26 protein-coding genes and 1 pseudogene are annotated in these 25,918 nt (G+C 60.8%); 11 read left to right on the top strand and 16 right to left on the bottom strand.

The genetic code is table 11. From position 1 onward, the window contains the following. Positions 1–3: 3 nt before the first annotated feature. Entirely contained in the window at positions 4–2,337 is a 2,334-nt protein-coding gene (locus PMI03_RS07900; RefSeq protein ID WP_007691746.1) for a PAS domain S-box protein, read from the top strand. Then, complete coding sequence (locus tag PMI03_RS07895) at positions 2,334–2,810, top strand: response regulator (protein ID WP_007691744.1); 477 nt, start codon at positions 2,334–2,336, stop codon at positions 2,808–2,810. The genes PMI03_RS07900 and PMI03_RS07895 overlap by 4 nt, the downstream gene beginning before the upstream one ends. A gap of 75 nt (positions 2,811–2,885) precedes the next feature. Here the strand turns inward: PMI03_RS07895 and PMI03_RS07890 are convergent, their stop codons facing one another. The 6 genes from PMI03_RS07890 to PMI03_RS07865 form a co-directional block, all read right to left on the bottom strand. Further along, positions 2,886–3,224: a hypothetical protein gene (locus PMI03_RS07890; protein ID WP_034516770.1), complete on the bottom strand. Its 339-nt coding sequence runs from the start codon at positions 3,222–3,224 to the stop codon at positions 2,886–2,888. A gap of 152 nt (positions 3,225–3,376) precedes the next feature. Then, on the bottom strand, positions 3,377–4,015 hold the full coding sequence (gene otnC / locus PMI03_RS07885; RefSeq protein ID WP_007691739.1) for a 3-oxo-tetronate 4-phosphate decarboxylase: 639 nt from the start codon (positions 4,013–4,015) through the stop codon (positions 3,377–3,379). A gap of 20 nt (positions 4,016–4,035) precedes the next feature. Next, positions 4,036–5,316 (bottom strand): 3-oxo-tetronate kinase, encoded by a 1,281-nt coding sequence (otnK, locus tag PMI03_RS07880; protein WP_007691737.1) that lies wholly within the window; start codon positions 5,314–5,316, stop codon positions 4,036–4,038. Further along, positions 5,313–6,095: a 2-oxo-tetronate isomerase gene (gene otnI, locus PMI03_RS07875; RefSeq protein ID WP_007691734.1), complete on the bottom strand. Its 783-nt coding sequence runs from the start codon at positions 6,093–6,095 to the stop codon at positions 5,313–5,315. The genes otnK and otnI overlap by 4 nt, the downstream gene beginning before the upstream one ends. A 38-nt stretch (positions 6,096–6,133) precedes the next feature. After that, positions 6,134–7,057, bottom strand: a complete 924-nt coding sequence (gene ltnD / locus PMI03_RS07870) for an L-threonate dehydrogenase (protein WP_007691732.1) — start codon at positions 7,055–7,057, stop codon at positions 6,134–6,136. Between the two features lie 68 nt (positions 7,058–7,125). Then, a complete protein-coding gene (locus tag PMI03_RS07865; protein WP_007691729.1) occupies positions 7,126–8,442 on the bottom strand; it encodes an MFS transporter in 1,317 nt (438 codons plus the stop codon). Between the two features lie 237 nt (positions 8,443–8,679). Between PMI03_RS07865 and PMI03_RS07860 the strand changes: the two genes are divergently transcribed. The 8 genes from PMI03_RS07860 (at position 8,680) to PMI03_RS07825 (ending at position 15,039) form a co-directional block, all read left to right on the top strand. Beyond that, the gene (locus PMI03_RS07860) at positions 8,680–9,678 is read left to right on the top strand and encodes a LacI family DNA-binding transcriptional regulator (RefSeq protein ID WP_039973699.1); all 999 of its coding nucleotides are present in this window, start codon (positions 8,680–8,682) and stop codon (positions 9,676–9,678) included. Positions 9,679–9,937: 259 nt separating this feature from the next. Continuing rightward, the gene (locus PMI03_RS07855; RefSeq protein WP_007691725.1) at positions 9,938–10,786 is read left to right on the top strand and encodes a transporter substrate-binding domain-containing protein; all 849 of its coding nucleotides are present in this window, start codon (positions 9,938–9,940) and stop codon (positions 10,784–10,786) included. 62 nt (positions 10,787–10,848) lie between these two features. Further along, positions 10,849–11,511: an amino acid ABC transporter permease gene (locus PMI03_RS07850; RefSeq protein ID WP_007691723.1), complete on the top strand. Its 663-nt coding sequence runs from the start codon at positions 10,849–10,851 to the stop codon at positions 11,509–11,511. 4 nt (positions 11,512–11,515) lie between these two features. After that, the gene (locus PMI03_RS07845) at positions 11,516–12,181 is read left to right on the top strand and encodes an amino acid ABC transporter permease (RefSeq protein WP_007691720.1); all 666 of its coding nucleotides are present in this window, start codon (positions 11,516–11,518) and stop codon (positions 12,179–12,181) included. A 13-nt stretch (positions 12,182–12,194) separates the two neighbouring features. Next, positions 12,195–12,965: an amino acid ABC transporter ATP-binding protein gene (locus PMI03_RS07840; protein ID WP_007691718.1), complete on the top strand. Its 771-nt coding sequence runs from the start codon at positions 12,195–12,197 to the stop codon at positions 12,963–12,965. 62 nt (positions 12,966–13,027) lie between these two features. After that, positions 13,028–13,417, top strand: coding sequence for a RidA family protein (locus PMI03_RS07835; RefSeq protein ID WP_007691716.1), 390 nt, complete (start codon positions 13,028–13,030; stop codon positions 13,415–13,417). A 57-nt stretch (positions 13,418–13,474) separates the two neighbouring features. Further along, positions 13,475–14,290: an IclR family transcriptional regulator gene (locus tag PMI03_RS07830; protein WP_007691714.1), complete on the top strand. Its 816-nt coding sequence runs from the start codon at positions 13,475–13,477 to the stop codon at positions 14,288–14,290. 134 nt (positions 14,291–14,424) lie between these two features. After that, entirely contained in the window at positions 14,425–15,039 is a 615-nt protein-coding gene (locus tag PMI03_RS07825) for a hypothetical protein (protein ID WP_007691713.1), read from the top strand. A gap of 58 nt (positions 15,040–15,097) precedes the next feature. Here the strand turns inward: PMI03_RS07825 and PMI03_RS07820 are convergent, their stop codons facing one another. The 7 genes from PMI03_RS07820 to PMI03_RS07790 all read right to left on the bottom strand — a co-directional run bounded on the left by PMI03_RS07820 (position 15,098) and on the right by PMI03_RS07790 (position 22,858). Beyond that, complete coding sequence (locus tag PMI03_RS07820; protein WP_007691712.1) at positions 15,098–15,790, bottom strand: class II aldolase/adducin family protein; 693 nt, start codon at positions 15,788–15,790, stop codon at positions 15,098–15,100. Continuing rightward, a complete protein-coding gene (locus PMI03_RS07815; RefSeq protein ID WP_007691711.1) occupies positions 15,780–17,171 on the bottom strand; it encodes an FGGY-family carbohydrate kinase in 1,392 nt (463 codons plus the stop codon). Before PMI03_RS07815 ends, PMI03_RS07820 begins: the two co-directional genes overlap by 11 nt. Further along, complete coding sequence (locus tag PMI03_RS07810; protein ID WP_007691709.1) at positions 17,168–18,214, bottom strand: ABC transporter permease; 1,047 nt, start codon at positions 18,212–18,214, stop codon at positions 17,168–17,170. The genes PMI03_RS07815 and PMI03_RS07810 overlap by 4 nt, the downstream gene beginning before the upstream one ends. After that, entirely contained in the window at positions 18,207–19,220 is a 1,014-nt protein-coding gene (locus tag PMI03_RS07805; protein ID WP_007691707.1) for an ABC transporter permease, read from the bottom strand. The genes PMI03_RS07810 and PMI03_RS07805 overlap by 8 nt, the downstream gene beginning before the upstream one ends. After that, on the bottom strand, positions 19,213–20,706 hold the full coding sequence (locus tag PMI03_RS07800) for a sugar ABC transporter ATP-binding protein (protein WP_007691705.1): 1,494 nt from the start codon (positions 20,704–20,706) through the stop codon (positions 19,213–19,215). The genes PMI03_RS07805 and PMI03_RS07800 overlap by 8 nt, the downstream gene beginning before the upstream one ends. A 100-nt stretch (positions 20,707–20,806) precedes the next feature. Next, on the bottom strand, positions 20,807–21,817 hold the full coding sequence (locus PMI03_RS07795) for a substrate-binding domain-containing protein (protein ID WP_007691703.1): 1,011 nt from the start codon (positions 21,815–21,817) through the stop codon (positions 20,807–20,809). Positions 21,818–21,841: 24 nt separating this feature from the next. After that, positions 21,842–22,858: a LacI family DNA-binding transcriptional regulator gene (locus tag PMI03_RS07790; protein ID WP_007691701.1), complete on the bottom strand. Its 1,017-nt coding sequence runs from the start codon at positions 22,856–22,858 to the stop codon at positions 21,842–21,844. A 161-nt stretch (positions 22,859–23,019) separates the two neighbouring features. Here PMI03_RS07790 and PMI03_RS07785 point away from each other — a divergent pair, with 161 nt between their 5' ends. Then, positions 23,020–23,916, top strand: coding sequence for a sugar phosphate isomerase/epimerase (locus tag PMI03_RS07785; protein ID WP_007691699.1), 897 nt, complete (start codon positions 23,020–23,022; stop codon positions 23,914–23,916). Positions 23,917–23,979: 63 nt separating this feature from the next. Here PMI03_RS07785 and PMI03_RS07780 read toward each other — a convergent pair whose 3' ends face one another. From PMI03_RS07780 to PMI03_RS07770, 3 genes and pseudogenes are all read right to left on the bottom strand, one after another. Further along, positions 23,980–24,759 (bottom strand): class I SAM-dependent methyltransferase, encoded by a 780-nt coding sequence (locus PMI03_RS07780; protein ID WP_007691697.1) that lies wholly within the window; start codon positions 24,757–24,759, stop codon positions 23,980–23,982. A 438-nt stretch (positions 24,760–25,197) separates the two neighbouring features. Then, complete coding sequence (locus PMI03_RS07775) at positions 25,198–25,728, bottom strand: chromate transporter (RefSeq protein ID WP_007691690.1); 531 nt, start codon at positions 25,726–25,728, stop codon at positions 25,198–25,200. Further along, positions 25,725–25,918 (bottom strand): annotated as a pseudogene (locus PMI03_RS07770) (chromate transporter); the annotation flags it as partial. The pseudogene PMI03_RS07770 and the gene PMI03_RS07775, both read right to left, overlap by 4 nt.

The following is a 25,918-nucleotide window of genomic DNA, read 5'->3' as shown; positions in this document are numbered from 1 at the left end:
GACATGACCGACAAGACGGGCCTGTCCCTTCGCTTCCTCGATCAGCCCCTTGCCCGCAAGGGAGTGATCGTGATCGCTCTTCCATTGATCTGCCTGCTGATCGCTCTCGGATCCGTGTTCCTGGCCGATCGGGAAAGCCGCCGCGCCGAAGATTATGTGCGCGTGACCTTCGCCATCCAGTCCGACATTCTGGAGCTGCATGCACTTTTGGCCGAGGGCGCCTCGGGTGTTCGCGGCTACCTGCTGACCGGAGACGCCGCGTTTCTTCAGCCCTTCGAAAAGGCCAATGCCGAACTCCCCAGCGTCTTTGCCGCAATGCGGCCATTGATAACCGATGCCGAGCAGCGCGCCCGCCTCGACGGCATGGAGCCGCTTGTCTTCCAGAAACTCGCGGGTCTCAACGATCTGTTGGAAAAGGGCCGCGGGAGCAATCAGTCGATCAATGACGACATGCGCCGCACGTTGGTGGAAAACAAGGTGGTGCTGGATGAGCTGCGCGCCCGCATTCAGCAGATGCGCGAGCGCGAGGATGCTCTTCTTCAGGAGCGGACGAAGCAAGCCGATGCCATCCGAGACAGAGCCCAGTGGATCACGATCATCGGCGCGATCGTCGGTCTGGTCGGCTGTGTCGTGGCGATCATTCTGATGTCGAACGGCATCGTCCGGCGGGTTGCCTCGCTGCAAAAGACGGCTCGTCTTCTGGCGATGGGGCAGCCGGTGACATCGGGAGAACATGCGCGCGACGAACTCGGTGCGCTCTCGCGAGCGCTTCAGGAGGCAAGCCTTCTCCTCAAGCAACGCGAAAACGCGCTTCGCGAAAGCGAGGAACGCTTCCGTCTCCTCGTCGATGGCGTCCACGACTATGGAATTTTCGGGCTCGACCAGCAGGGGCGGGTGGTGAGCTGGAATGCGGGCGCCGAGCGGATCAAGGGATATACGGCCGACGAGATTATCGGCGAGCATTTCTCGCGATTTTATCCGCAAGAGGTTCGCGATACGCTGCCAAGCCAAGAGCTTGAGCGGGCGCAGGCCGATGGCCGCGTCGAAGACGAGGGGTGGCGAGTGCGCAAGGACGGCTCGCGTTTCTGGGCCAATGTCGTGGTCACCGCGCTGCACGACGAGAACGGCAATCCCCGGGGCTTTTCGAAGATCACCCGCGATATCACCGATCGCAAGCGCAATGAGGAAGAGCTGCTTGCGGCGCGGTATAAGGCCGAGCAGGCAAGCGAAGCCAGAAGCGCCTTTCACTCGCGCTTGAGTCACGAGTTCAGGACACCCCTCAATTCCATTCTCGGCTTTGCCCAGATTTTGGAAATGGATCTGGACGAACCTGATGCGCAAGCAAGCCTAGCCCAGATTCTGAGGGCCGGCCGGCATCTCCTCAGCCTACTTGACGATTTGCTCGACCTGGCCCGTATCGATGCCGGGCGGATGGAGCTCTATATCGAAACGCTGGATGCCGGCGAGATCGTCGGGGAGGCGGTCGACCTTGCCCGCCCGCTTGCCGCGCCTCGCAAGGTCGGCATTGTCGTCGAGGTCGATCATGCCGCCGGCGCCGCCGTCACCGTCGACCGTCGACGTTTCCTACAGGTGCTTCTGAACCTTCTGTCCAACGCGATAAAATTCAATCGCGAAGGAGGGGTGCTTCGTATCTCTACCCGGCTTGTGGACGGCGATATGCTTGCCATCGACATCAGCGATACCGGTTTCGGTATTGCTCCGAACAAGAAGGAGCGGCTATTCCAACCCTTCGAGCGTCTCGGCGCCGACAGCAACGCTACGTCGGGGACTGGGCTGGGGCTCGCACTGTCGCAGCATTTGATGCAGGCGATGGGCGGTAGACTGGAGCTTGGCTCTACCGGCACCGAGGGCACGACGTTCACCGTCTTTGCACCGTCAGCACCGTCGTCGCTGGTCGTACCGCGTCCCGCCGCCGAGTCTTCGGTTCCTCTTGCGGGCAAGCGTGAACTGGATGTCGTCCTCTGTGTCGAGGACAATCCCGCCAGCCTGAACCTGATCGAAAACGTGCTGTCGCGGTATTGCAGCGCCAAGGTCATTCCGGCCACGCTGGGCGGTGTCGGATTGACGCTTGCGCGCGAGCATCAACCGAATCTCATCCTGCTCGACATCAATCTGCCGGATATCAGTGGCCTGGAGGTATTGAAAAGTCTAAGGGCTGACGGCGATACGCACGCCGTACCGGTGATCGTCATCAGTGCCGATGCGACGGAAGCGACGCGGCAGCGCGCGCTGCAGGAGGGGGCGACGCGCTTTCTTGCGAAGCCGCTCGACATAAGACAGTTCCTTCAGACCCTCGACGAGGTTATGGCGCAATGAACCCGCAAATCGATATCGCCGCCGAAGCGAGCGTACTGGTCATCGACGACGAGGCCGCCAATGTCGCTCTTCTGGAGCGCCTGTTGCGCCGTGAAGGCTTCAATAGGGTGACGACGACGACCGATCCCAGGGATGCCGTCCGGCTTTTCAACGAGGTCAGCCCGGATATCATCCTGCTTGACCTGATGATGCCCCATATCGATGGTTTTGCGCTTCTGGACGCCTTTTCCCGCCTGACGGGACCGACATCCTTTATTCCTATCGTCGTGCTAACGGCCGATACTTCGATCGAAACCCGGCGCAGGGCTCTGTCGCTCGGCGCCAAGGACTTCCTGGTGAAACCGATCGACGCGGTGGAAACGCTTTTGAGAATATTCAATCTGCTCGAAACACGCTTCCTGTTTCGGGCTCTGACCGAGTTGACGGGGCAATCCCCGTTCGTCCGGCGCGGTGGCGATCCCACGAGCCGCTGAGGGGCGAGCGGCTGCAAGCGACAAAGGCGCCGATGGTGTCGGCGCCTCATGTTTAGACGTTAAGATTCGCGGTCTTTAATCGCAGACGCGCATCCGCTCGTAATGCCAGCCGTCGTCATATTCGTTTTGAACCGGACGGCTTTCACTCCAGCATCTCGGCGGAGGGGGAGGAGGAGCTGCATAACCATAGCCACCGCCGCCACCATTGACGATCGCGCCGCCGATCAAGCCGCCGATAAGCCCGGCTGCTACGCCGCCAGCGATGGCACCGCCATTATGGTGATGATGTCGGCGCGGGCCATCGTTCCAATCGCGGTACCGACCATACTCTTGGGCCTGGGCAAAGCCGGCTGGGGCCAACACGCTGCCGGCGACCGTAGCTGCGAGCAAAACCGTGAGAATTGTCTTCTTCATCATGATCACCTCCGACGCGATGCGTCTTGAAATGCAAATCTTCGACTCGGTTAATCGAGTGTTTCCACAATGACTCTTTGCAGGTGAACATGGCGTGAATAGGCCGTTCACCGAAATTCGGCTGGGAGGTTCTTTGTTCTCGGGGGCTGAAATCAGCTTGGAAAGGCCGCGTTGAGTTCGGCAATCTCTTCGAGAGAAAGGGGGGACGTCTTGCGGTCTCCCAATAGGAAGAAGAGCTTGGATGTCTCTTCCAGCTCCTCATAGGCGTAGATTGCTTCTTCCAATGTCTTGCCCGAAACGATCGGTCCGTGATTGGCAAGCAGCATGGCGCGATGGTCACGGGCGGCAAGACGCACCGCCTCCGCCAGGGCTCTGTCACCCGGCCGGAAATATTTCAGCAGCGGGAGCTTGCCGACCCGCATGACGTGATAAGCGGTCAGCGGCGGCAGCACATTGTCGGTATTGTCATGGCACAGGCAGGAGACGGCAACCGAATAGGTCGAATGGAGGTGTACCACGGCACGCGCGGCGGGCCGCTCTTCATAGACCGCTAGGTGGAAGAACGCTTCCTTCGAGGGTGGATCGCCCGCCAGAAGCTCGCCTGTGGGAGAAACCTTGGATATCCTGGCAGCGTCCAGAAATCCAAGGCTTGAATTGGTGGGCGTCACCAGGATCGAACCGTCGTCGAGGCGGACGGAGAGATTGCCGGCGCTGCCATGGGCCAGCTGACGATTGTAGAGCAGCGCGCCCATGCGGGCGATCTTGTCGCGCAGTTCCGCTTCTTCGGTCATGGTGTCCGTACCTCGATTGCCTAATGCATCATGGAAAGCGCGGCGGTGAAGAAGTCGTCGCCGCCGAAGTTTCCGGATTTCAGGGCGAGCAGCATGTTCCCCTTGATATGTCCGACCGTTTGGAGAACGGGCACGCCGGGTGCGATTTCCGGGCCGATCAGGAAAGCGGGAATGCCGAGCTTGTCGACGGCAGCGCCAGATGTCTCGCCACCGGCGACGATCAGGCGCCGCACGCCGCGAGACACCAGTTCGGCGGCGATCACCGATGTGGCATGTTCGATGGCATGGCCGGAGGCCTCGCGACCATAGCGCGCCTGCACGCGGCCAACGGCTTGCGGATCGGCGCTTGCGGCGATGACCACCGGCCCGGCCAATATCCTGTCGCCCGCCCAGGAGATGGCGGATGAAAGCTCGTCAGGTCCGGAGAGCAATTTTTCGGGGTCAAGCCGCAGAACGGGCATCGAACGCTCGGCTTCGGCAAGCTGGCGCAGAGTTGCCGTCGAACAGCTGCCGGCGACAATGGCGGCGAGACCGCCGACAGGGCCGATTGCATCCTCGGTTGCCTGCGCCGGATGCGGGATCCTGCCGGAGCGCACGAGCGCTCGCGCAAGGCCAAGGCCGAGCCCGGAAGCGCCTGTGGAGAGCGGCGTTTCCAGCGCAACGGTGCCCAGGGTCTCCAGATCGCTTTCAAATACTGCATCGGCGATGACGGCTGTCACGCCGGTGTCTCGAAGAGCGGCAAGCCTTGCGCTAACAGCGTCCGGACCACCGGCAACGGTTGCGAGATCGACGAGCCCGACGCTACCGGAGGATTGCCGGGCAAGAACCCGCACGAGATTGGCGTCGTGCATCGGATTGAGCGGATGATCCTTCAACGGGCTCTCGTTGAGCGGCACGCCGTTGACGAACAGATGACCGGCATAGACGGTGCGGCCGGTTTCCGGGAAGGCGGGGGTGACGATGACGAGGTCGCCGCCCGCCGACTTGTGCAGAGCGTCCGTCACCGGGCCGATATTGCCGGCGTCGGTGGAATCGAAGGTCGAGCAGATCTTGTAGAGGACATGGATCGCGCCGCGGGCGCGCAGCCAGGCTTCGGCCTTGCTCGCGGCGGAAACGGCATCCTGTGCTGCGACCGAGCGGATCTTGAGGGAGACGACGACTGCATCCACATCCGGTAGAGGCAGGTCGGGATCGGGGATGCCGATCGTCTGCACCGTGCGCAGGCCGTTCTTCGTGAACGTGTTGGCGAGATCCGACGCACCGGTGTAATCGTCGGCAATCGCTCCGAGCAAGAGTGTCATCCCTTTATCCTTTTGAACGGTGCAAACCAACCGAGACCGTCGAGCGTATGGTTTCGCGGAATATATTCGCAGCCGATGAAGCCCTCATAGCCGAGCCGGTCGATCTCGGCGAACAGAAAGGCGTCGTTGAGCTCCTCGCTACATGGTTCCTGCCTGGAGGGTACGCTCGCGGTTTGGATATGGCCGATGATCGGCATCATCACGCGCAAGGCGATCGCGACATCGCCATGCATGATCTGCCGATGGTAGATGTCGAACTGAAGCTTGAGATTGGGTCGGCCCAACTCCCCGATCAGCGCTCGTGCACGATTGAAATCATTGAGGAAGTAGCCCGGCATGTTGCGTCCGTTGATTGGCTCCAGCACCAGATCCAGCTCTTTTTCGGCAAGTCGTGCGGCACAATATTCGACGGAGCGGCGATAGGCGCGGATAGCTGTCTCGTCGTCGGGCTTGGCCAGACCTGCCATCAGATGCAGGCGCTTGACGCCGGTTGCCTCGGCATAGTCGAGCGCATTTTCCACATTCGACTTCATCTCCTCTAAGCGATCGGGAAGGGCCGCAAGTCCGCGCTCGCCGCCGTTCCAATCGCCGGGCGGCATGTTGAAGAGCGCCTGGGTCAATCCGTTGCGTTCTAGCCGTTCCGCGATTGCTTCCGGCGCGAATTCATAGGGAAAGAGGTATTCGACGGCGGTGAAGCCGGCTTCCGCCGCCGCGTCGAAACGGTCGAGAAACTGCCACTCGTTGAACATCATTGTCAGATTGGCCGCAAAGACGGGCATGCTGATTGTCTCCGTTTACTGCTTGCGCGTTTCGTCGCTCAGGTGTTCGGCAGAACCGTGCCCGAAAGCTGTGCATAGAGCCGGGCAAGCGAGGCGTCGTCGTCGCGTCCCATGCCAGCACCTGACGCGGCAAGATACATCTGCAGCGCGGCGGCGGCGAGCGGGGTTGGATAGCGTTCGGTGCGGGCCATGTCCTGCACGATACCGAGGTCCTTGACGAAAATCTCGATGGCGCTGCGCGGCGAGTAGTCTCCCTCAAGAACGTGCGGCACCCGGTTTTCGAACATCCAGGAATTCCCGGCCGAGGCGGTGATCACCTCATAGACCTTGTCGAGGTCGAGACCCTGTTTGGCCGCGAAGGTGATCGCCTCACAGGCGGCGGCGATATGCACGCCGGCCAGAAGCTGATTGATCATCTTGAAGGCCGCGCCGGTGCCGGCATCGTCGCCTAATTCGTAGACCTTGCCGGCCATAGCGTCGAGCGCGGGGCGGGCCGCATCGAAGGCTGTCTTGGTGCCTGATGCCATGATGGTCAGCTCGCCGCTGGCGGCCTTGACGGCGCCGCCGGAAATGGGTGCATCGAGATAATGCAGGCCAAGTGCCGTGCAACGCTCCGCCAGATCGCGGGCAACCGCGGGATCCATGGTCGCCGACGAGATGAACACCGCGCCGCGCTTCATGGTGCCTGCAACATTGCTTGCGCCGAAGAGGACATCCCTGGTCTGCGCGCCGTTGACGACGACGGAGACCACGATATCGGCATCCTTTGCCGCCGCTGCCGGGCTCGCGGCACCCCGCCCGCCCTCGCTGACGAAACGATCGATCGCGGCGGCCGATATGTCGTAGCCGACGACGTCGAGGCCGGCGCGCTTCATGGACTGCGCCATGCCGAGGCCCATGGATCCCAAACCAATCACGGCGGCGACAAGCGGGCGATGCAAGTTTTCAGCTAGGGATGACATGTCGATATCCTTGTGATGTCCTGTGGGTGTTCGGTCCCCCGGCGGCTGGCGCCGGAGGACCTTTCATTCTAGCGGTTGACGCTTTTTGCCGGAACGGTCAGCACGGCGATGGATCCGATGACGAGCGCCGCCGCCAGGAGATACATGCCTGCCGAGGTGCTGCCGGTGAAGTCCTTGAGATAGCCAACCAGAAACGGGCCGAGGAAGCCAGCGAGATTGCCGACCGAGTTGATCCAGGCAATGCCTGCCGCTGCCCCGGTACCGGCGAGAAAGGCCGTCGGGAGCGACCAGAACAGGGGTGCGCAGCTGATGGCGCCCGCCGCGGCAAGCGAAAGCGCGATGATCGAAAATGTCGTGCTGGTGCTGACGGTGGCGGCGATAAAGCCGACTGCGGCGATCAGGGCGGGGATGATCAGGTGCCAGCGGCGTTCGCGATGCCGGTCGGCGGAGCGGCCGAGCGCGATCATGACGACGAAGGTGCAGATATAGGGGATGGCCGAGACCAGGCCGATATTGAGGTTCCCGACAACGCCGCTCGCCTTGACGATGGTCGGCATCCAGAAGTTCAGGCCGTATTGCCCAAGGACGAAGCAGAAATAGATCAGGCACATCAACCAGACGCGGCCGTCGCGCAGGGTGCTTGCGACATCGCGCGGGCTGGACGATTTGGCGCGGTCTTCAGCCTCGATATTGGCCGTCAGGATGGCCTTCTCGTCCGCGGCCAGCCATTTGGCATCGCTGATCTTGTCATCGAGATAGAAGAAGACCAGCACGCCGAGCAATACGGCTGGAACGGCCTCGATCAGGAACATCCACTGCCAGCCGGAAAGACCATGCGTTCCGTGGAAGCTATCCATGAGGAAACCGGACAGCGGATTGCCGAAGATGGCGGATACGGGGATCGCCGACATGAAGGTCGTGATGATCTTGGCGCGGTGACGAGCCGGATACCAAGAGGTGAGATAGAAAATCAGGCCCGGGAAGAAGCCGGCTTCGGCAATGCCGAGCAGGAAGCGCAGAATATAGAAGACGGTTTCCGACGTGGTGAACATGAAGGCGGCGGAAACGATGCCCCAGGTCACCATGATGCGGGCGATCCATACCCGCGCCCCGACCTTGTTCATAATGACGTTGCTCGGGACTTCAAATAGGAAATAGCCGATGAAGAAGATGCCGGCACCGATCCCGTATGCAGCTTCCGACAGGCCGAGTTCGCTCGACATCTGCAGCTTGGCAAAGCCGACATTCACGCGGTCGAGATAGGCGACGATGTAGCAAAGCACCAGAAAGGGCACGATTCTCCAAAAGACTTTGCGGTATGCACGGTCTTCGACCAGGTTGGCGGCACGCTCGCCCTGGGCTGCGGCCTGCGCTTGAAATGTCATGATGTCCTCCTCCGAATGGAAAAGCCGGGGTCCCTCCAGAACCGTCTTCCGGCCGCGTGCCTTAAAATTGGCAGCGCTGCCATTTCTCGTTACTGTATTTTGGCAGCGCTGCCAATAGGAATTTGGCGGCGCTGCCAAAAATCTTGTGTTAAAGGAAGGGGACGTGGAAAGTAGCCACGGGAACACGAGCTTCCGCGCGACTATAATGCGGAACCGCATATGGATTTTTCAAGGAACATGAACGTCAAACCTCAGCCCACGGTCACGCTTGCAGAGGTTGCCGAAGCGGCCGGGGTGGGCGAAAGCACGGTCTCGCGCGTGCTTCGCAATCATGGCTCGTTTTCCCAGAAGACGCACGACCGTGTCATGGCGGCGGTCGAACGCCTCGGCTATGTGCCGAACCGTATTGCCGGAGCGCTCGCTTCGGCAGGATCGCGCCTCGTCGCTTTCGTCATCCCGTCGCTCTCCAATATCGTGTTTCCGGATGTGCTGCGGGGCGCGGGCGGCGTGCTTGAGGCAAGCCATTATCAATCGGTCTTCGCGGTGACCGACTATGATCCTGGCAGGGAAGAGGCGATGGTCGCGGCCATGCTCGCCTGGCGGCCGTCGGCCGTCATGCTGGCTGGCCTGGAGCATAGCGAGGGGACGGCGAAAATGCTGCGCGCGAGCGGTTGCCGCGTCGTGGAACTGCTCGACCTAGATGGTACGGCGCTCGATCTCGCGGTCGGATTCTCAAACGCCGCAGCGGCGCGCGCAAGCGCGGAATTCATGCTGCGACGCGGCTATCGTCGCATCGGTTATGTCGGCCATGATCTGGTGCGCGACACGCGTGCGGGCAAGCGTTTTGCGGCCTTCTGCGTTGCCCTTGAAGCCGAAGGCAAGCCGCTTGCGGGCCGCGAAATTCATGCGGGCGCTTCCTCGGTCGAAGCCGGCCGGCTCGGGCTCGAAAGGCTGCTCGCGCGTGTCCCGAATCTCGACGCTATCTATTTCTCCAACGACGACATGGCGTTGGGAGGTTATTTCCACTGTATGGCGCGGGGCATTTCCATTCCATCGCAACTGGCCATTTTCGGTTACAACGGCCTGGATATGGCCAGGGTGACGCCGCAGCCATTGTCGACCATCCGCACCCCGCGCGTGGCGGTAGGGCAGGCCGCCGCTCAGCTCGTGCTTGACGACGCGCCATCGCAAACCATCGACCTTGGTTTTGAGCTGATCGAAGGCGAGACCGCCTGACGGCAAGCGGATGCAATCCGCGTCGCCCGCAAACCACCTCTGACTATCGATTGAAGCCGGCGCGCTCCGTGCGTGTCTCGTGCTGTCGCCGACGGCGCTCATGGATGGGCGCCGGCGCGGTTGCATCAACGCGCGCAGATTCTGCTCCTCCCCACACTTGACAATTCTCAAATCGCGTTGCTCAATACATAAATCCAGTAAACTGGACATCTGTCCATAATATTGGACACCAGAAACAACCATCCGACAGGGGAACGTCATGACCATCTCACTCCGCGCCAGCCTGGTTTCGCTGGCCACAGCCTTCCTTATTTCCGCAATGCCCGCCGCCGCCCAGCAGGCCAAAAGCAAGCTCGACGAAGTGCTTGCTCGCGGCCATCTTGTCATGGGCACCGGCAGCACCAATGCGCCGTGGCACTTCAAGAGCGCCGATGACAAACTTCAGGGATTTGATATCGACATGGGCCGCATCGTCGCCAAGGCGCTGTTCGGCGATCCAGACAAGATCGAATTCGTCAACCAGTCTTCCGATGCACGCATCCCGAACATCACCACCGACAAGGTCGACCTGACCTGCCAGTTCATGACGGTCACCGGCGAACGCGCGCAGCAGATTGCCTTCACCATCCCTTATTATCGCGAGGGCGTCGGGCTGATGCTGAAGGCCGATGGCAAATATGCGGATTATGCCGCGCTCAAGGCCGCTGGGTCCTCCGTCACGATCTCCGTACTCCAGAACGTCTATGCCGAGGCGATGGTGCATGCCGCTCTGCCGGACGCAACCGTCGACCAGTATGAATCGGTGGATCTGATCTATCAGGCGCTAGAATCCGGTCGCGCCGACGCGGTTGCCACCGACCAGTCATCGCTTGCCTGGTACATGACGCAGAATCCCGGCCGCTACAAGGATGCCGGCTACGGCTGGAACCCGCAGACCTATGCCTGCGGCGTCAAGCGTGGTGACCAGGACTGGCTTAACTTCGTCAACACCGCCCTGCATGAGGCGATGACCGGCGTCGAGTTCGACTTCTATGCCGCCTCCTACAAGAAGTGGTTCGGCAAGGATCTGACGCCGCCGCAGATCGGCTTCCCGGTCGAATTCAAGTGATATCGTCGAGGACGGAAGGTTGTCTTCCGTCCTTTCCTCACCCTTGATTGCAGGATTGCGCCATGGGTTATACGCTCAATTTCGCCGCCGTCTGGCGCAGCTTCGACCAGCTTCTCGAAGGTCTGCTGCTCAGCCTCGGTCTGGCTTTCATTTCCATCCTGATCGGTGCCTTGATCGGTCTGCTCGTCGCCTTCGCCCTGACGGCGAAAAGCGGCTGGGTCCGGCGTCCCGCAGCACTTTACGTGACGATCATCCGCAATCTGCCGATCCTCGTGCTGGTGCTCTTTGCCTATTTCGCCTTGCCGCAGATGGGCTTCCGCATCGGTAAGGTCCAGAGTTTCATCGCGGTGCTGTCTATCTATTCGGGCGCCTATCTGGCGGAGGTCTTTCGTGCCGGCCTGCTGTCCATCCCGAAGGGATTGTCGGAGGCGGGGCTTGCCATCGGCCTGACGCCGATGCAGATCCGCGTCTCGATCATTGCACCGCTGATGTTCCGCAACGTACTGCCCTCGCTTTCATCGACGGTGATCTCGCTCTTCAAGGATACGTCTCTCGCAGCGGCGATTGCCGTGCCGGAGCTGACTTTCGAGGCGCGCAAGATCAATGTCGAAAGCTTTCGCGTCATCGAGACATGGCTCGTCACCTCCGGCCTCTACGTCTTCACCTGTGTCGTGCTGGCCGTGCTGATGCGCGTCGTCGAGCGCCGTCTTGCCGTTCCGAGGTAATGTCATGACCGATTTTACCGCTTTTCTCGATCAGCTCTGGATCGCGCGTCTCGCCATTCTCAAGGGGCTTGGCTTAACGGTGTCCATCTCGCTGCTGGCGATCGTTGTCGGCTCGCTGCTCGGTGTTCTCGTCGGGCTTTGCCTCGTCTATGGCAATCCGGTGCTGCGCTTTTTCGTGCGGGCCTATACGGACTTCATCCGGGGAACGCCGGTCCTGGTTCTGGTTCTGGCCAGCTACTATGTCCTGTCGACCATCGGAATCGACCTCGGCCCATTCCAGGCCGGTGTCTTTGCGCTCGCAGTCTTCTGCTCCTCGCATGTCGGCGAGATCGTGCGTGGCGGGTTGCAGGCGATCCCGAAGGGGCAGACCGAAGCGGCAAAGGCGGTCGGGCTCACCTTCCGCCAGACCTTTGCCTATGTGCTTTGGCCGCAGGCGCTGCGCCAGTTTCTGCCGGCCTGGGTGAACACCGCGGCCGAGATGGTCAAGGCCTCGACGCTGCTCTCCGTCATCGGCGTCGCCGAGCTGCTGCTGCGCATGCAGGAGATCATTTCTCGTAATTTCATGAGCCTCCAGTTCTATTTCTTCGCGGGGCTTTTGTACTTCGTCATCAATTACGGCATCGAGCGTCTTGGCAAATATGTCGAGCGCAAGACCGCCGTTCCGTCGTGAGGGCTCGATCATCATGAGCAAGATACTTCTCGAAATTCAGGGGCTGCGTAAGCAATACGGCCCGCTCGAGGTGCTGAAGGGCGTCGACTGCACCATGCAGGAGGGCGAGGTCATCTCGATCATCGGCTCCTCCGGCTCGGGCAAGACGACGATGCTCCGCTGCATCAACATGCTCGAGGAATTCCAGGGAGGGCGGATCCTGCTCGAGGGCGAGCCGATCGGCTACGACGATGCGGGCGGCGCGCGCCGACGCAAGAGCGAAAAGGACATCGCCCGCCAACGGGCTCTAACCGGCATGGCCTTCCAGCAGTTCAATCTCTTCCCGCATATGACGGCTGCCCGCAACGTCATGCTGGGGCTTATCAAGGTCAAGAAGATGCACCGCGACGAGGCGCGCGCGGTTGCCGAGAAATGGCTCGACCGCGTGGGTCTGGCATCCCGCGCCGATCACTATCCGGGCCAGCTTTCCGGTGGCCAGCAGCAGCGTGTGGCAATCGCCCGCGCCATCGCCATGACCCCGCGGCTGATGCTCTTCGACGAGGTGACCTCTGCGCTCGACCCCGAATTGGTCGGCGAGGTGCTGCAGGTGATCAAGGGACTTGCCGCCGATGGCATGAGCATGCTGCTCGTCACCCACGAGATGCGCTTTGCCTACGAAGTCTCATCGCGGGTCATCTTCATGAACCAGGGCCTTATCGGCGAGGAGGGTGATCCCAAGGAGATGTTCGTCAGGCCGAAGACCGAGCGGCTGGCCGAATTCCTGAAGACGTCCAGCTTCAACTGAACGACAGACGGCCTTGCGCCGCCTGCCGACACATAGAATCCAGAAGAAAAGAGAGAGGTCATATGACTATCAAGCGTTACGGTGCCGGCGAAACCGGAGCCGGCGGGCAAGCCCTGCCTTTTGCCCGCGCGGTCGAAGCCAATGGCTGGCTGCACGTTTCCGGCCAGGTTGCGATGGAAAAAGGCGAGATCGTCGGTGGCGGTATTATCGCGGAAACCCGCAAGGCCATTGAAAACCTGATCGCCATCCTGCATGAGGCCGGCTATGGCATCGAGGATGTGGTTCGCGTCGGCGTATGGCTTGACGATCCCCGCGACTTCTGGAGCTTCAACGGCGTCTATGCGGAGTATTTCGGTAAGAACCCGCCGGCACGCGCTTGTGTTCAGTCCCGGATGATGGTCGATTGCAAGGTGGAAGTCGATTGCGTCGCCTATCGCGCCGATAGAGGTTGAGTTGTTGGGGCGCGACTGTCACGGTCGCGCCTATTCCCCGAAAATGGAGCATGTTTGATGGCTGAAGGCCCAGACGATATCGTATCGCGACGGACGCGCGGCCTTGATCGTGCCTTTGAGATTCTTGAGTTTCTGCGCACCAGGCGCCAGCCGATGCGGCCGAACGAAATCGCAGTCGAGATCGGCGCACCGCGCTCGTCAATCTATGAACTCGTCAACCTTCTCCTGCGCCACGGCATGCTCGACTACCAGGGCGGTGACGGCCGGGTCTTTCTTGGCCGCAAGCTCTATTTTCTCGGGACCGCCTATGCGGATCAGTTCGACCTGATGCGCGAGTCCGATACCCTGTTGACCCGGCTTGCCGAGGAGACGCGCGAAACGGCGCAGATGTGCATGCTGGAAGGCAACAAATACACCGTCGCGATGATGCGCGAGGGCATCCGTCCGTTCCGCATTTCCTCGAATGTCGGTGAGCTCGTTTCAATTCCGTGGACGGCATCCGGCCGTCTGCTGGTTTCCCATCTCAGCGATGCCGAAATACTCGATTTCATCCCGCCGGAGGATTTCGTTCTGCCCAATGGCAAGCAGCTCGACCCGAGCCGTTTCATCGACGAAGTTCGCCAAGCCTCGATCGACGGCTATTTCACCTTCAATAGCGAAGTGGAAAACTTTACCCATTGCTTCGCCGCGCCGATCAAGCAGGAAGACGGGCGATGCATTGCCACGCTTTGTCTGGTGGCGCCGAAAGAGGACGGCTTGCGAAACCGGGAAAGCTATCTCGACAGCCTTCTTCGCGCCGTGGACGAGATTTCGGAGCGGCTGGGCTTCAGTGTTTCCGACCGCGCCAATATGAGGCAGGGCCGCTCGTCCTAAGCAAATGCGCCAGACCTAGGCGCGCCTACAACATTTCTTTGCAATTCGCCTGCTCTCGGCCACTTTTCGGCAAAAGGGGTGCCGCAATTGTGGTGTGAACTCTCACTTCAGACAAATGTCGAATGGAGAGAGCAATGAGCATGCAGCAAACCAAAGTGCCTGGTGCCGCAGGCGAGCTGGCCCGGAAAGTTGGCGTCGGCCTCTTCGTCTGCGGAGTGACGGTCGCAGGGCTTTATGCGGTTGCCCGCACAGAGGCGGAAGCGCCGCTGATGTCGTCGGTCGATGTCACCGGACGCGGCGCTATTGAAGTTGCCGACGCCAGGAACTTTGCAACAGCGAATGATCTTCAATCGGCCGTCGATGCGAGCCCGGCTGTGTTGCCAACGCCGATCTTCAGACCGGCTACCGCGAACAAGTCGGCGGCTGCGAAAGCCAGCACGCCGGTAAAGCGCGTTGCAGCCCATGCTAAAGTTACGAGTGTCAAAACTGTAGCCTCCTCGGATGTCACGCAGTTCGACCGTTGCATGCCGCAATGCGATACGCGCGATCCTATGATCGTCGGACTTTCCGAGGCGGATCAGCCCCCGCAGGATTTGCAGGAGCAGGCGCTTTATGTGCCTGAGCCGCCGAAAGATCACTCACCGGTACATGGCGTGCGTTATATCCTGAGCCGCGCCGCGGAAGCGCCGGCCTTTGCGATCCGGAAAGGGCGCGATGCGATTGACGGCGTGCGTCAATTGGAGTGGTAAGGCCGCCTGTAAGACGGCCTGATAATCTGGTTCGCTGAAAAGATCGGGACAGAGGCGGTCAGGCTTGCTTTGGCCGCGCGATGTCATTGACGCCGTCGAGATCCGGCGCCTGGCCATAACTCATATTCTTCATTTGCTGCAGCACGCGCGCCATCTCCTCGTCCGGCAGGACCGGCGGTTCGCCGAGCATCAGGGCCTGCACGTAGAGCCGCGAAAGCGTCTCGACCTCGATGGCGAGCGCCAATGCAGATGGCAGGGTCCTGCCCAGCGAGATCTGGCCGTGCTGGCCGAGCAGGCAGGCGAGGCGATCCTGAAGTGCTTCCAGCGCATTGTCGGACAGAGCCTGCGTGCCGAATGTCGCGTACTTCGCGCAGCGGATCGTGGTGCCACCCGCAACGCCCGTCATGTAGTGGAAGCTCGGGATCGTCTTGTGATGGCAGGCGAGCGTCGTCGCGTAGACGGAATGGCAATGCAGCACGACATCGATGTCATCGCGCGCGGCCAGGATATCGCGATGAAAGCGCCATTCGGACGACGGGCGACGGCGGCCTTCATAGGTGCCGTCAAAATTCATCTGCACGAGATCGTCGGGTTTCATCTCGTCATAGGGTAGTGAGGTCGGGGTGATCAGGAAGCCGGTGGGGTTGCGGATCGAGACATTTCCGGCAGTTCCCTGATTGATGCCGCTTGCGTTCATCTTGCGGCAGGTTTCAACCATGGCCTCCCTTTGGCGGCGATCATCATAGTCCATCATCTTGTCCTCCAGTTTGGGCCGCGCGCCGCCAGTGCTCGCGGTATTCATCAAGGGCGGGGTGAGAAAAGGGTATTGTAGCCTTCAGGGCCAAAGGGGCGGGCGCCTGCCGGGTCTCATGCGATGCCAGCAGGGCGGCACCCGTCGCCGTTCCATATTGATCGACGTTGACGAAGACGCGGCGGTCCGGATTGAGGGCAGTGATAAGCGCGCCGTAAAGCGGGTCGCGAACAAACGAACCGTCCAGAACCACTGTTGATGTGTGGGCGAGCTGAAGGCATCTATCCGTCAGAAGCGCGGCGTAGAGTAGGGCGAGCGCATGACGCAGGTCATGATGATCGGCAAGCGGGCCTGTGAGACGCCCCTTTCGCGACGTTCCCGGAAACAGGCCGTCATCGCTACCGAAGGAGGGGAGCACCATCGTGCGCGTCTCGATCAGGCGCGCGAGGTTTTCCTCAGTTGTTGGACGATCGTCTTCCCCCGCAACCATCGCGAATTCCCGGCCGCCCATGGTCAGCATGCCGGGAAGGGGTCGCGCCTCTACATCGGCATTGCAGCAAAGACCGGCGCGTTCGACATCGAAATCAGGCCCGGAGCAGTCGCTGATCGCCACGATCCAGGTGCCGGTTGAGACGACGGTGACATCGTGCAAGCCGGCTGCCTGGTACTGATAGAAATTCGCGGAGGAATCATGGATCCCGCACAGGATCACCGTTGTCGGCTTCAATCCCGTTCGTCTGGAAATCTCCGGCTTGATATCGGCAAGCCTTGACCATGCCGGTCGTAGCGGCGGTATCAGCCGCCTCCAGTTCCTCGCGTCGACCAGCCTCGCTGGTCTGCCATCCGCCGAGCACCACAGATGCGATTGTGCCGCCAGGCTGGTCACTTCAGAGGCCGCGACGCCCGACAGCCGCCACGCCCAGTATTGCGGAGTGGCCAGAAAATGCCGCGCTTGCGCAAAAACATCCGGCCAGCCACGCTCCAGCCAAAGCATCTGCCGCGCCAGATGGGCGGCGCCCAGCATGACCGCGCTGCCTCGCTCGCGAAACGATCCCGCGATCTCTCGATATTCCCGATCGATCTCCGCTGGGACCGCCTGCTCATAGTCGATCATCGGCATGGCCGGCCCTTCGTCATCGACCAGTACCCCACCGGAGCCGTGCGCGGTACAGACGATGGCGGCGATGTCGTGGCGGTCTGCCAATGTGGCGAGACCATCGAGCAGCCAGGCTTCGATGGCTGCAAGGTCATGATGGCGGTAGGGCTGGCCGTCATGGACGGCATTGGGTGTCGACAATGTCTCGATCAGACCGCCGGCCTCGTCGGTGACCGAGAGCTTGATGTTTGTCTTGCCGGTGTCGAAAACAGCAATTGTTTTCATGGGCGGTTCGCATGCCGGTTGCGTGGCCTGAAAAAGAAGGTGAGGTAGGGATAGGCGGTCTGCACTGCCATCACGAGAATGAGGATGAGGCCCCAGATGGCCGTCGTCAGATAAGGGCTGATACCGAGCTGGTTGAAGCCCGAGGAGATGATTTGCAGGATGGCGAGGGCAATCATCAGGCCGGAGACCTTGCCGAAGCCCCCGAAGGGATCGACGCCGCCAAGTACGGCCGCAAGGATAGTGACGAGCAGATAGGACTGCGAATAGTCGGCGCTTGCCGAGTTGAAGACGGCAAGCGTGACGGCTGCCGCGACGAAGCAGAGGACACTCGACATGGTATAGACGCCGACCAGAACCCGCCTTGTATCGATCGCCGAAAAACGGGCGGCTTCCATATTGGAGCCGATCATGGCGCAACTGATACCGAACGGCGTCTTGCGAAGAATGATGCCGACAATCACGGCGACGATGACCAAGAGGATGAATGTCACCGGTATCCCTGCGATCGCCGAATTGCCGACGATCGAATAGGACTGCGGAAAGCCGGAGAGAGCTTCGCCGCGTGTCATATAGATGCTGATCCCGTCGATCAGGGATTTCGTGCCGAGTGTAACGAGAATGGGATGGACGCCGGTATAGGCGACGATCGTGCCGGTCACGACGCCGATCACAAGCGCGAGAAGCAGGCCGGCCAGAAGAGCCAGAAGGATGACGCCGAGGACTTGCGCCGATGAGGAATCCACCGTCGTCATGCTGCGCATGATCCAGGCCATCAGCAGCGCGCATTGATTGGTCGTCGCGATGATCGCCAGATTGAGGCCGCCGGTGATGAGCGGCACGACCATGGCAAGAGAAAGAAGCCCGAGGATGGGTAGTTGCACCGCGAAGGAGTTCAGTGTTCCCCAACTGGCAAAGCCGGGGATCGTCAGCGAGAAGGCGATCACCAGAGCCAGCAGTAATCCGAGTAGGCCGGGCTTGCCGTCCTTTATCCTCCCGACGAGAGCGGACAGGTTATCGGTTGCGGAATGGGTCGAATCAGCCATGGGCCGTGTCTCCTATCGGATTGAGGCGGCGGCGCTTGCGCGCGCTGATCACCGTAATCGAGGTGGAGATCAGGATCGTCAGGCCGATGACGATCTGGAAGAAATAGGAGGAGATGCCGAGAAGGTTCAGGCCGTTCTGCAGGATGGCGAGCAGCACGATGCCCAGCAGCACGCCCGGCACAGTACCGATGCCGCCGGTCAGGCTGGCGCCGCCGAGCACGGCCGCCGACAGAACCGAAAGCTCGGTATTGTACATGGCATTGGGCACGCTTTCGCCGACGCGATGCGCCTGCAACAATCCGCCGACCGCGGCCATGAAGCCGAGGAACCCATAGGCGATGAATTGCAGCTTGGCGATATTGACGCCGATGCGCCGGGCGGCCTCCGGATTGCCTCCCATCGTATAGAGCTGCCGCCCGGTCTTCGTCCGGGTCATGAAGAACCAGGTAAACAGGGTTGCCGCCAGCATCACCACGATCGGCAGGGTAATGCGCGTCAGGTCACCATTCGGAGCCTCATGCTCCCAGAAGACGATGCGCTCGGTCCACCAATCGGGCAGGGTGTAGATGGATTTCCCTTGCGAGAAATACATCAGCAGCGAGAACGACACGCTCATCATGGCGATGGTCGCGATGATCGACGTGATGCGGATGAAGTGGATCAGCAGCGCGTTGATGCAGCCGAGCAGAATGCCGACCGATAGGCCGAGGCCGATGCAGATGAAGGGCGGAAGTCCCGACTGCGTCGCCAGAAGCGCGGTCACATATTGGGCAACGGACGCGGTTGCCGCAAAGGAGATGTCGATGCCGCCGGAGACCAGCACGACGAAAAGCCCCATCGCCATGATCGACTGGACGCTATAGGTCTCCAGCAGGTCGACGACGTTGGCCAGAGTGAGGAAACCCGGCGCCGTCGCGCTGAGCGCGATGATGGCGAGGATGATCACCAAAGCGAGCCAGACCTCGGGACGGCGCTGCAGCTTTCTGATGTCCGGCATCTCAGGCATAGATTTTCTCCTCGAACTCATGTTCGCTGGTCTGGCCGGGCACGACCTCGCCGACGATGCGGCCGGCGCGCATGTGCAGGACGCGATCGCAGGTCGCATAGACCTCCGCGACTTCGTCGGAAATGATCAGGATGCCGACGCCCTGCCGGGCGAGGTCGGCTACCACTTTGTAGATGCCTTGCTTGTTCTTGATGTCGACACCCACCGTCGGACTGTCGAGGATCAGGATCTTGGGCTTTGCCGCCAGCCATTTTGCCAGGACCACACGCTGCTGGTTGCCGCCGGACAAAGTTCCGACCGGCCTGTCGAGACCGGGTATCTTGATCGCCAGACGGCTCACCCAGTCGGCGGCGAGCGTTCGACGGCTGCGGTCCGGGATCAGGCCCAGCCGACCGCGCAGGCTCTTCAGCACCGCCAGTATGAGATTGTCGCCGATCGATTGGCGGAGAATGACGCCGAGGCTCAGCCGATCCTCAGAGACATAGGCAATGCCGGCGTTCACAGCGTCCCGGTTCGAGCGGAGCGACAGCTTGCGGCCTTCAAGCTTCATCGTGCCGCTGTCCGGCCGGGTCATGCCGAAGAGGCTGAGCGCAAGTTCGGTGCGACCGGCACCCAGCAGGCCGGTGATGCCGAGCACTTCTCCCTGGCGAATGGTGAAACTGATGTCCTTGTATTCGCCACCGCGGCTGAGCGAGGAGACCTCGAGCAGCGGCTTCTCGGCGGACATGTCGCGGGCGACGACGGATTGGAAAATATCGATCCCGGTCATTAGATGCCCGATACGGCGCTGATCGACCTCCGCGGCTGGATAAGTCCCCACCTTGCGTCCGTCGCGCATGACCGTAACGCGCTCGGCGATTTCGACGATCTCATCCAGCCGATGCGAGACGAAGACCACGGCGATGCCATCGGCCTTCAATCGGGCGACGATGGCGAGCAGCCGCTTGACCTCGCTGCGTGTCAGCGATGCCGTCGGTTCGTCCATGAAGATCAATCGTGCTTCAGCGGCAATGCCACGGCAGATAGCGACGATCTGCCTTTCGGCGACTGAGAGGTCAGCGACCGCGGCGTCGGGATCAAGATGAAAATCCAGCCGTTTCAATGCCGAAAGCGCGAGCTTTCTCATCTTGGTGTAAGAGACTGGCCGAAGATCGCTTTTCAGATGGCTTTCGATGGCGATGTTTTCAGCGACGGTAAGATTCGGAAAAAGCGAAAGGTCCTGGAATATGACCTGAATGCCGAGCGCACGCGCCGAAGACGGGGTGAGCGGCAGAACGGACTTGCCGGCAATCTCGATTTCGCCCGATGTCGGCGGATGCACGCCGGCCACCGTCTTGATCAGGGTGGACTTGCCGCAGCCGTTTTCGCCGACCAGGCAATGGATTTCGCCTGCCCGGACCTCCCAATCGATATCGTCGAGCGCCAACACGCCACCGAAGCGCTTGGTGATCTTGCTAAGACGCAAAAAAGGGTCCTGTGCACTCATCGGAATATCCCATGTTCGGCTTGGTCATCGCGAGAAGGACACCGGCCGGAAGGGCGTTGAAACCCCTCCGGCGGCGTCGCCTTCTTGGCAAGGCGGGGGCTTAAAGCCCCAGATCTGCCAATCGCTGGATGTTTTCCTTGTCCAGGGACTCGAGCTTTTGTGCCTGGATCAGGCGCTTATCGGGGAAGACCTTCACCGGTCCGACCTCGACGAGCTCCATGCCGTCGGTGATCTCCTTGCCGGCCGCGAGTAAGGTCGCGAGCTGCACGAAGACTTGGCCCGCGATCAGCGGATTCCAGATATAGCCACCGCGGATCACGCCGCTTTTGACATATTTGATCCCCTGGCCGGGCGAGAAGCCGCCGACGAGCACGATGGACTTCGCCTTGCCGCGATCGTCCAGCACCTTCGCGGCGCCGATCGGCCCTTGCGATCCGAAAGTCAGGATGCCCTTCAGATCGGGATGGGCACGTAGCTGATCCTGTGTCGTCTTGATCGAGTCATCGAGGCTTTCGGCAACGCCGAAGCGGTCGCCGAGCATCTCCATCTTCGGATATTTCTTCTTCTGGTAGGCAATTGCCGCATCGGCCCAGGCATTGTGCAGCGGCACGGTCAGGGAGCCGACATAGACGATGTACTTGCCTTCCTCCTTCATCTCCTTGGCGATCAGATCCATGTGCTGTTCGCCATAGGCTTCGACGGTGGTCAGCTCGAAGTCCCAATCATTGTTCTTCTGGTTGGGGCTTTCATGCGAGATCACCTTGATGCCGGCGGCCTTGGCCTTCCCGAGCACCGGCTCCAGGGCGGCTGCGTCGTTCGGTACCACGCCGATGACGTCCACCTTGCGGGCGATCAGATCCTCGATGGCGCGCACCTGCTGGGCGGCGTCGGCCTGTGTCGGGCCGATCATCCATGCATTCGCCTTGAGGGCCTGGGATTCCTTCTTGATGCCCATCTCCATGGCGTTGAACCAGGGGATGCCGCCGATCTTCACCACAATTCCGGCCTGAACCTGCTTCGCCTGCGCCAGCGTCAGGTTCGGCAAGCCGAAGACCCCTGCCACGGCTCCGCCGGTCAGCGTGCCGAGTAGACTGCGTCTTGTAATTTTCATGATGTTCTCCTCCTCCGTTTTATTTCAAGCAGCCGTGCTCGACCGCCCTCCTTCTCGCAGCGTCGAGCCGCGAACCTCCACCGAGCACGCCAGACGCAAAGTCTTGACGGGATCGGCATTCCCTCCCATTCGGCGGGAGAGCTGCTGCCAGGCGGCCGTTGCCATTTCCTCAATTGGCTGACGGACGGTGGTAATTGCGGGTCGAACGAGGCGCATCCATTCGGCCTCGTCGAAACAGGCGAATGCGAGATCGCTGGGCGCGGAAAGACCGAGATCGGTCATCGTCTGATAGGCGATCAGCGCGGTGATATGGTCGAGCGCGAAAAGCGCTTCCGGCCGCCGCTGCGTCAGCGTCTCGTGCAGCCGCTGGCGAATGCCTTTCGTCTCCAGTCCGACTTCAAGCATGGAGAGAGCCATGCCCCCGGCGGCTGAGGCAGCACCTTCCCAGCGTTCGCGAATGTTGCTGATCGACAGCATGCTGCCGGCAACCGTGCAGGATCGATAGCCTTGCTCCGAGAGATGGGCGCTGATCGCGGCGGCCGATTGCGCATTGTTGACGGCGATGAGGTCGAAATCCGGCTCGTCGGGCAGGCGGTCCACGACCACGATCGGCATATGCATGGACGAAGGTGTGCGCTGGCTGAGCGTGCCGTCGCAGGGAATGACGATCAGGCCGGCGGGCCGCCAGGAACGGATGGCGTGCAGGCGTTCCTTCTCCTGTTCCACGTCGTTTGCAGCGCTGACGACCAGAAGATCGAAGCCATCCTCTCTGGCGAGCGTTTCGAGGGTGGAAACGAACGTACCGAACATCGGGTTGGAAAGATCCGGCACTACGACGCCAGCGAGCGAGTGCTTGCCGGAGCGCAGGCGGGAGGCGTTGCTGTCGGTTACATAACCCAGCTCGGCCACCACGCTGCGCACACGTTCGATCAGTTCAGGCGCCACGCTCGGCTTTGCGTTCAAGACGTTCGAAACCGTGGCAGGGGAGACCCCCGCGCGCTCGGCAACTGTCTTGATCGAAACTGGCTGTCTGCGCTTCAACGTGCTTTCCCGGCGATGCCGAGCCTCCCGTAAAACGTTTTATGAAAAGCTAGACTTTCCGTTCGGGCGTGTCAATATTGCTCCGGTTAGCACTTTTTGGGGTGGCTGATCGTGCGGCGCGGAACCGGAGACGCCGTTGGAGATGGAGGAGGAGATATTCAATGAACAAGCTCGGTGTGCATGCATTCGTCTGGGAAAAAGGCTGGAACAGGGAGGAGAGCACGCGCGCGATCGCCCGATCGGCCGCGACCGGATACGACCTGATCGAAGTCTCGGCGATGGATATGAACGAGATTGATCCGGCCCATACGCGGGCGGAGCTCGACAAGTATGGATTGGGATGCACGTTCTCGTTCGGGATGGGCGCGGAGGAAGATATTTCGAGCAACGATCCCGATAAGATGAAGCGGGGCGAAGCCAAGCTGGAGCGCGCGGTGGCGCTCGCCCGGGATCTCGGCGCGACCCACATAGCCGGCATTCTCTATTCCGCTTTCCAGAAATATGCCGTGCCGCCGACCGCCGACGGCGTCAGCCATTCCGTTGATATCCTTCGCCGCGTCGCGGAGAAGGCGGCAGCCAGTAACGTCATTATGGGGCTGGAAGTGGTCAATCGCTACGAGACCAATGTCCTCAACACGGCGGCTCAAGGCGTTGAAATGTGCAAGCGCATCGGTGCGCCGAACGTGAAAGTCCATCTCGATGTCTACCACATGAACATCGAGGAATCGGATATCTCGCAGGCGATCATCGAGACGGGCGATTACCTCGGCTATTTCCACACCGGCGATTCCCATCGCGGCTATATGGGTTCGGGCTCGATCGATCTGGCGGGCGTATTTCGGGCGCTGGTGAAGGCGAACTACAAGGGGCCGATCACCTTTGAATCCTTCTCGTCACGGGTCGTCGGCCAGCCGCTCGAGGGGATACTCGGCATCTGGCGCAACCTTTGGGATGACAGTGAGGATCTGGCGGCCCATGCCCTCATGTATACCAAGGCGCAGCTGAAGTCGGCGCAGGAGGCGCAAAACCAGAAGGCACGAAGCCGCTTGCCGGCATAGGCCGGCGCAAGAGGCTTTTTCGTTTATCCCGAGGCCGCGTGTGGATCGCGCGGCCCCTAATGCTTAGCCATGGCGATAGGCCCATTCGGATAGCGCGCTCATGCCCAATCGTTGCATGAGTTCGTAGGCAACCCGGCGGTTGATGGGATTGTGCAGCCGGATGACCTTGGAGCCCAGAAAATCCATCTCGGCCTGCTCGAACGGCTTGAGATGCGGGGCCTCCCTGACTGCCGTCTGATAGAGATCGTGAAACTCCCGGCGGCAGACATAGGTCTTGTATTTCGTCATGCAGAAGGCCGCGAACGTATCGCTGTTCCTGCGCAGGAAATCCGATACGCCGATGGTGACTTCCGGCCAGGCGGGATTGAAGGTGTCATCGAAAGCGATGATGCCGTGATCGGCGAGAACGTTTTTCGCCAGGCGGCTGTCGGCGACTACATGATGGAGCAGATGCCCTCCGTCGATGCTGAAGAAGCGAACCGGGCCGATCTTGCCGGTGATCGCCTGCGGATCGAGCCTGGTACTGTCACCGGATATGACCAGCTCCTCGTCGACGGGGATTCCCAACGATTTGCCATTGTCGAGGAAGCGCTGGTACTGCGCGTCATCCTCCTCGATATCGAAAAGGTCGATGGCCAGAACGTTGTTGTCCGGCGCGCTGAGCTTGCGCAGCAGAAAATAGGAGCGGCCATAATAGACGCCGATCTCGGCAAGACCGCCGGACAGGTTCTCTTCCCTTTGTTTCTCTATCAGCGACAAAAAGACCAGAGCGTCTGGCGGATCAATGTAGCCATCGATTTTCTGCAGATCGTGAAACACAAATTTCCGAACGTTCGACTTCAAAATCCAAAACCTCACTGATTTTCATCATGCATCGCGCAGATCGTTGCCTGCCTTTCGGCCCGCACGCGGATCGGATGTGAAATGCAGATCTTCTCCGAAACATTTCTGAAGTGTTGCTGGATATCTCCTGTTTGTTGCAAACCTCGCGAAATTGGGGCGTGCATGCGCCAATGCGAGCGCGGTCAGGTTAGAATCCGGTTTTTCTGGCGCGTTGCGTATCGCAGTTGCGCAGGTTGGATATTGTCGTCGGAGGGTTGCGCCGGGCGCTGACGGCAATTCGAATATGAACGTTGGCGCGATTATCTGGTTGGTTCCAGACATTATTAGCGCATCCCCGGAATGGAGGGATGCGCCATGGGCAACGTTTTACGTGGGCGTACTGCGATGCAGACTAGCTGGATGCGAAGGTGCTTTCAGGATGTATTATGCTGTCAGCCCTCACATCTGCCCGATGCCGCTCAGGCCTATGAGCGCACCGGCGGCCAGTACGATCAGCGGATGAATGCGGGTCATCGTTGTTGCCAAGGCAGCGATGACGACGATGAGCGCCAAGATCCATTCCTGGGCCGATGCCTCGGTGATGACGGATGCGCTGGCGGTAACGAGGCCTGCCGTCATGGGAACAAGCCCGGCCTGCGCGATGCGCCGCCAGGGGCGGTCCTTGAAGCGTTCCCAGACATGTAGGGCGATCCCGGTCAGAATCGAGGACGGCCCGAATTTCGCCAGCGACGTCACCAGTACGCCGGCGCCGCCTGCCACATGCCAGCCGACGAGCGGCACGATCATCATGTTCGGACCAGGGGCTGCCTGGGCGAGGGCGAACATTGCGCCGAATTGTTGGGCCGACATCCAGTGATGGATATCGACGACCTGCCGCTGCATTTCGGGAAGGATGGTGTTGCCGCCGCCAAAAGCCAGCAGTGAGAGCTGCGTGAAGATCACGGTCAGGGCAAGAAGCGTCGCCATCACGATTGCAGCCTCCAGGTGAGCAGGATGCTGAGCGGCGCAAGCACCAGCATGGTCGGCAACAGGGGCAGCCGCAGCACCGCGATGGCTAGGAAACAGAGGGCGGCAATGGCGATGGCAACGGGCTTGCGGTGCAAGGGCAGCACGATCTTGATCGCCATGGACACCAGGAGACCGGCGGCAGCGGCAGCCA

It is taken from the genome of Rhizobium sp. AP16 (assembly GCF_000281735.1).
Lineage (GTDB): Bacteria > Pseudomonadota > Alphaproteobacteria > Rhizobiales > Rhizobiaceae > Rhizobium > Rhizobium rhizogenes.
The sequence above is the reverse complement of the archived record's forward strand: the minus strand, read 5'-3'. Positions and strand labels throughout refer to the sequence as shown.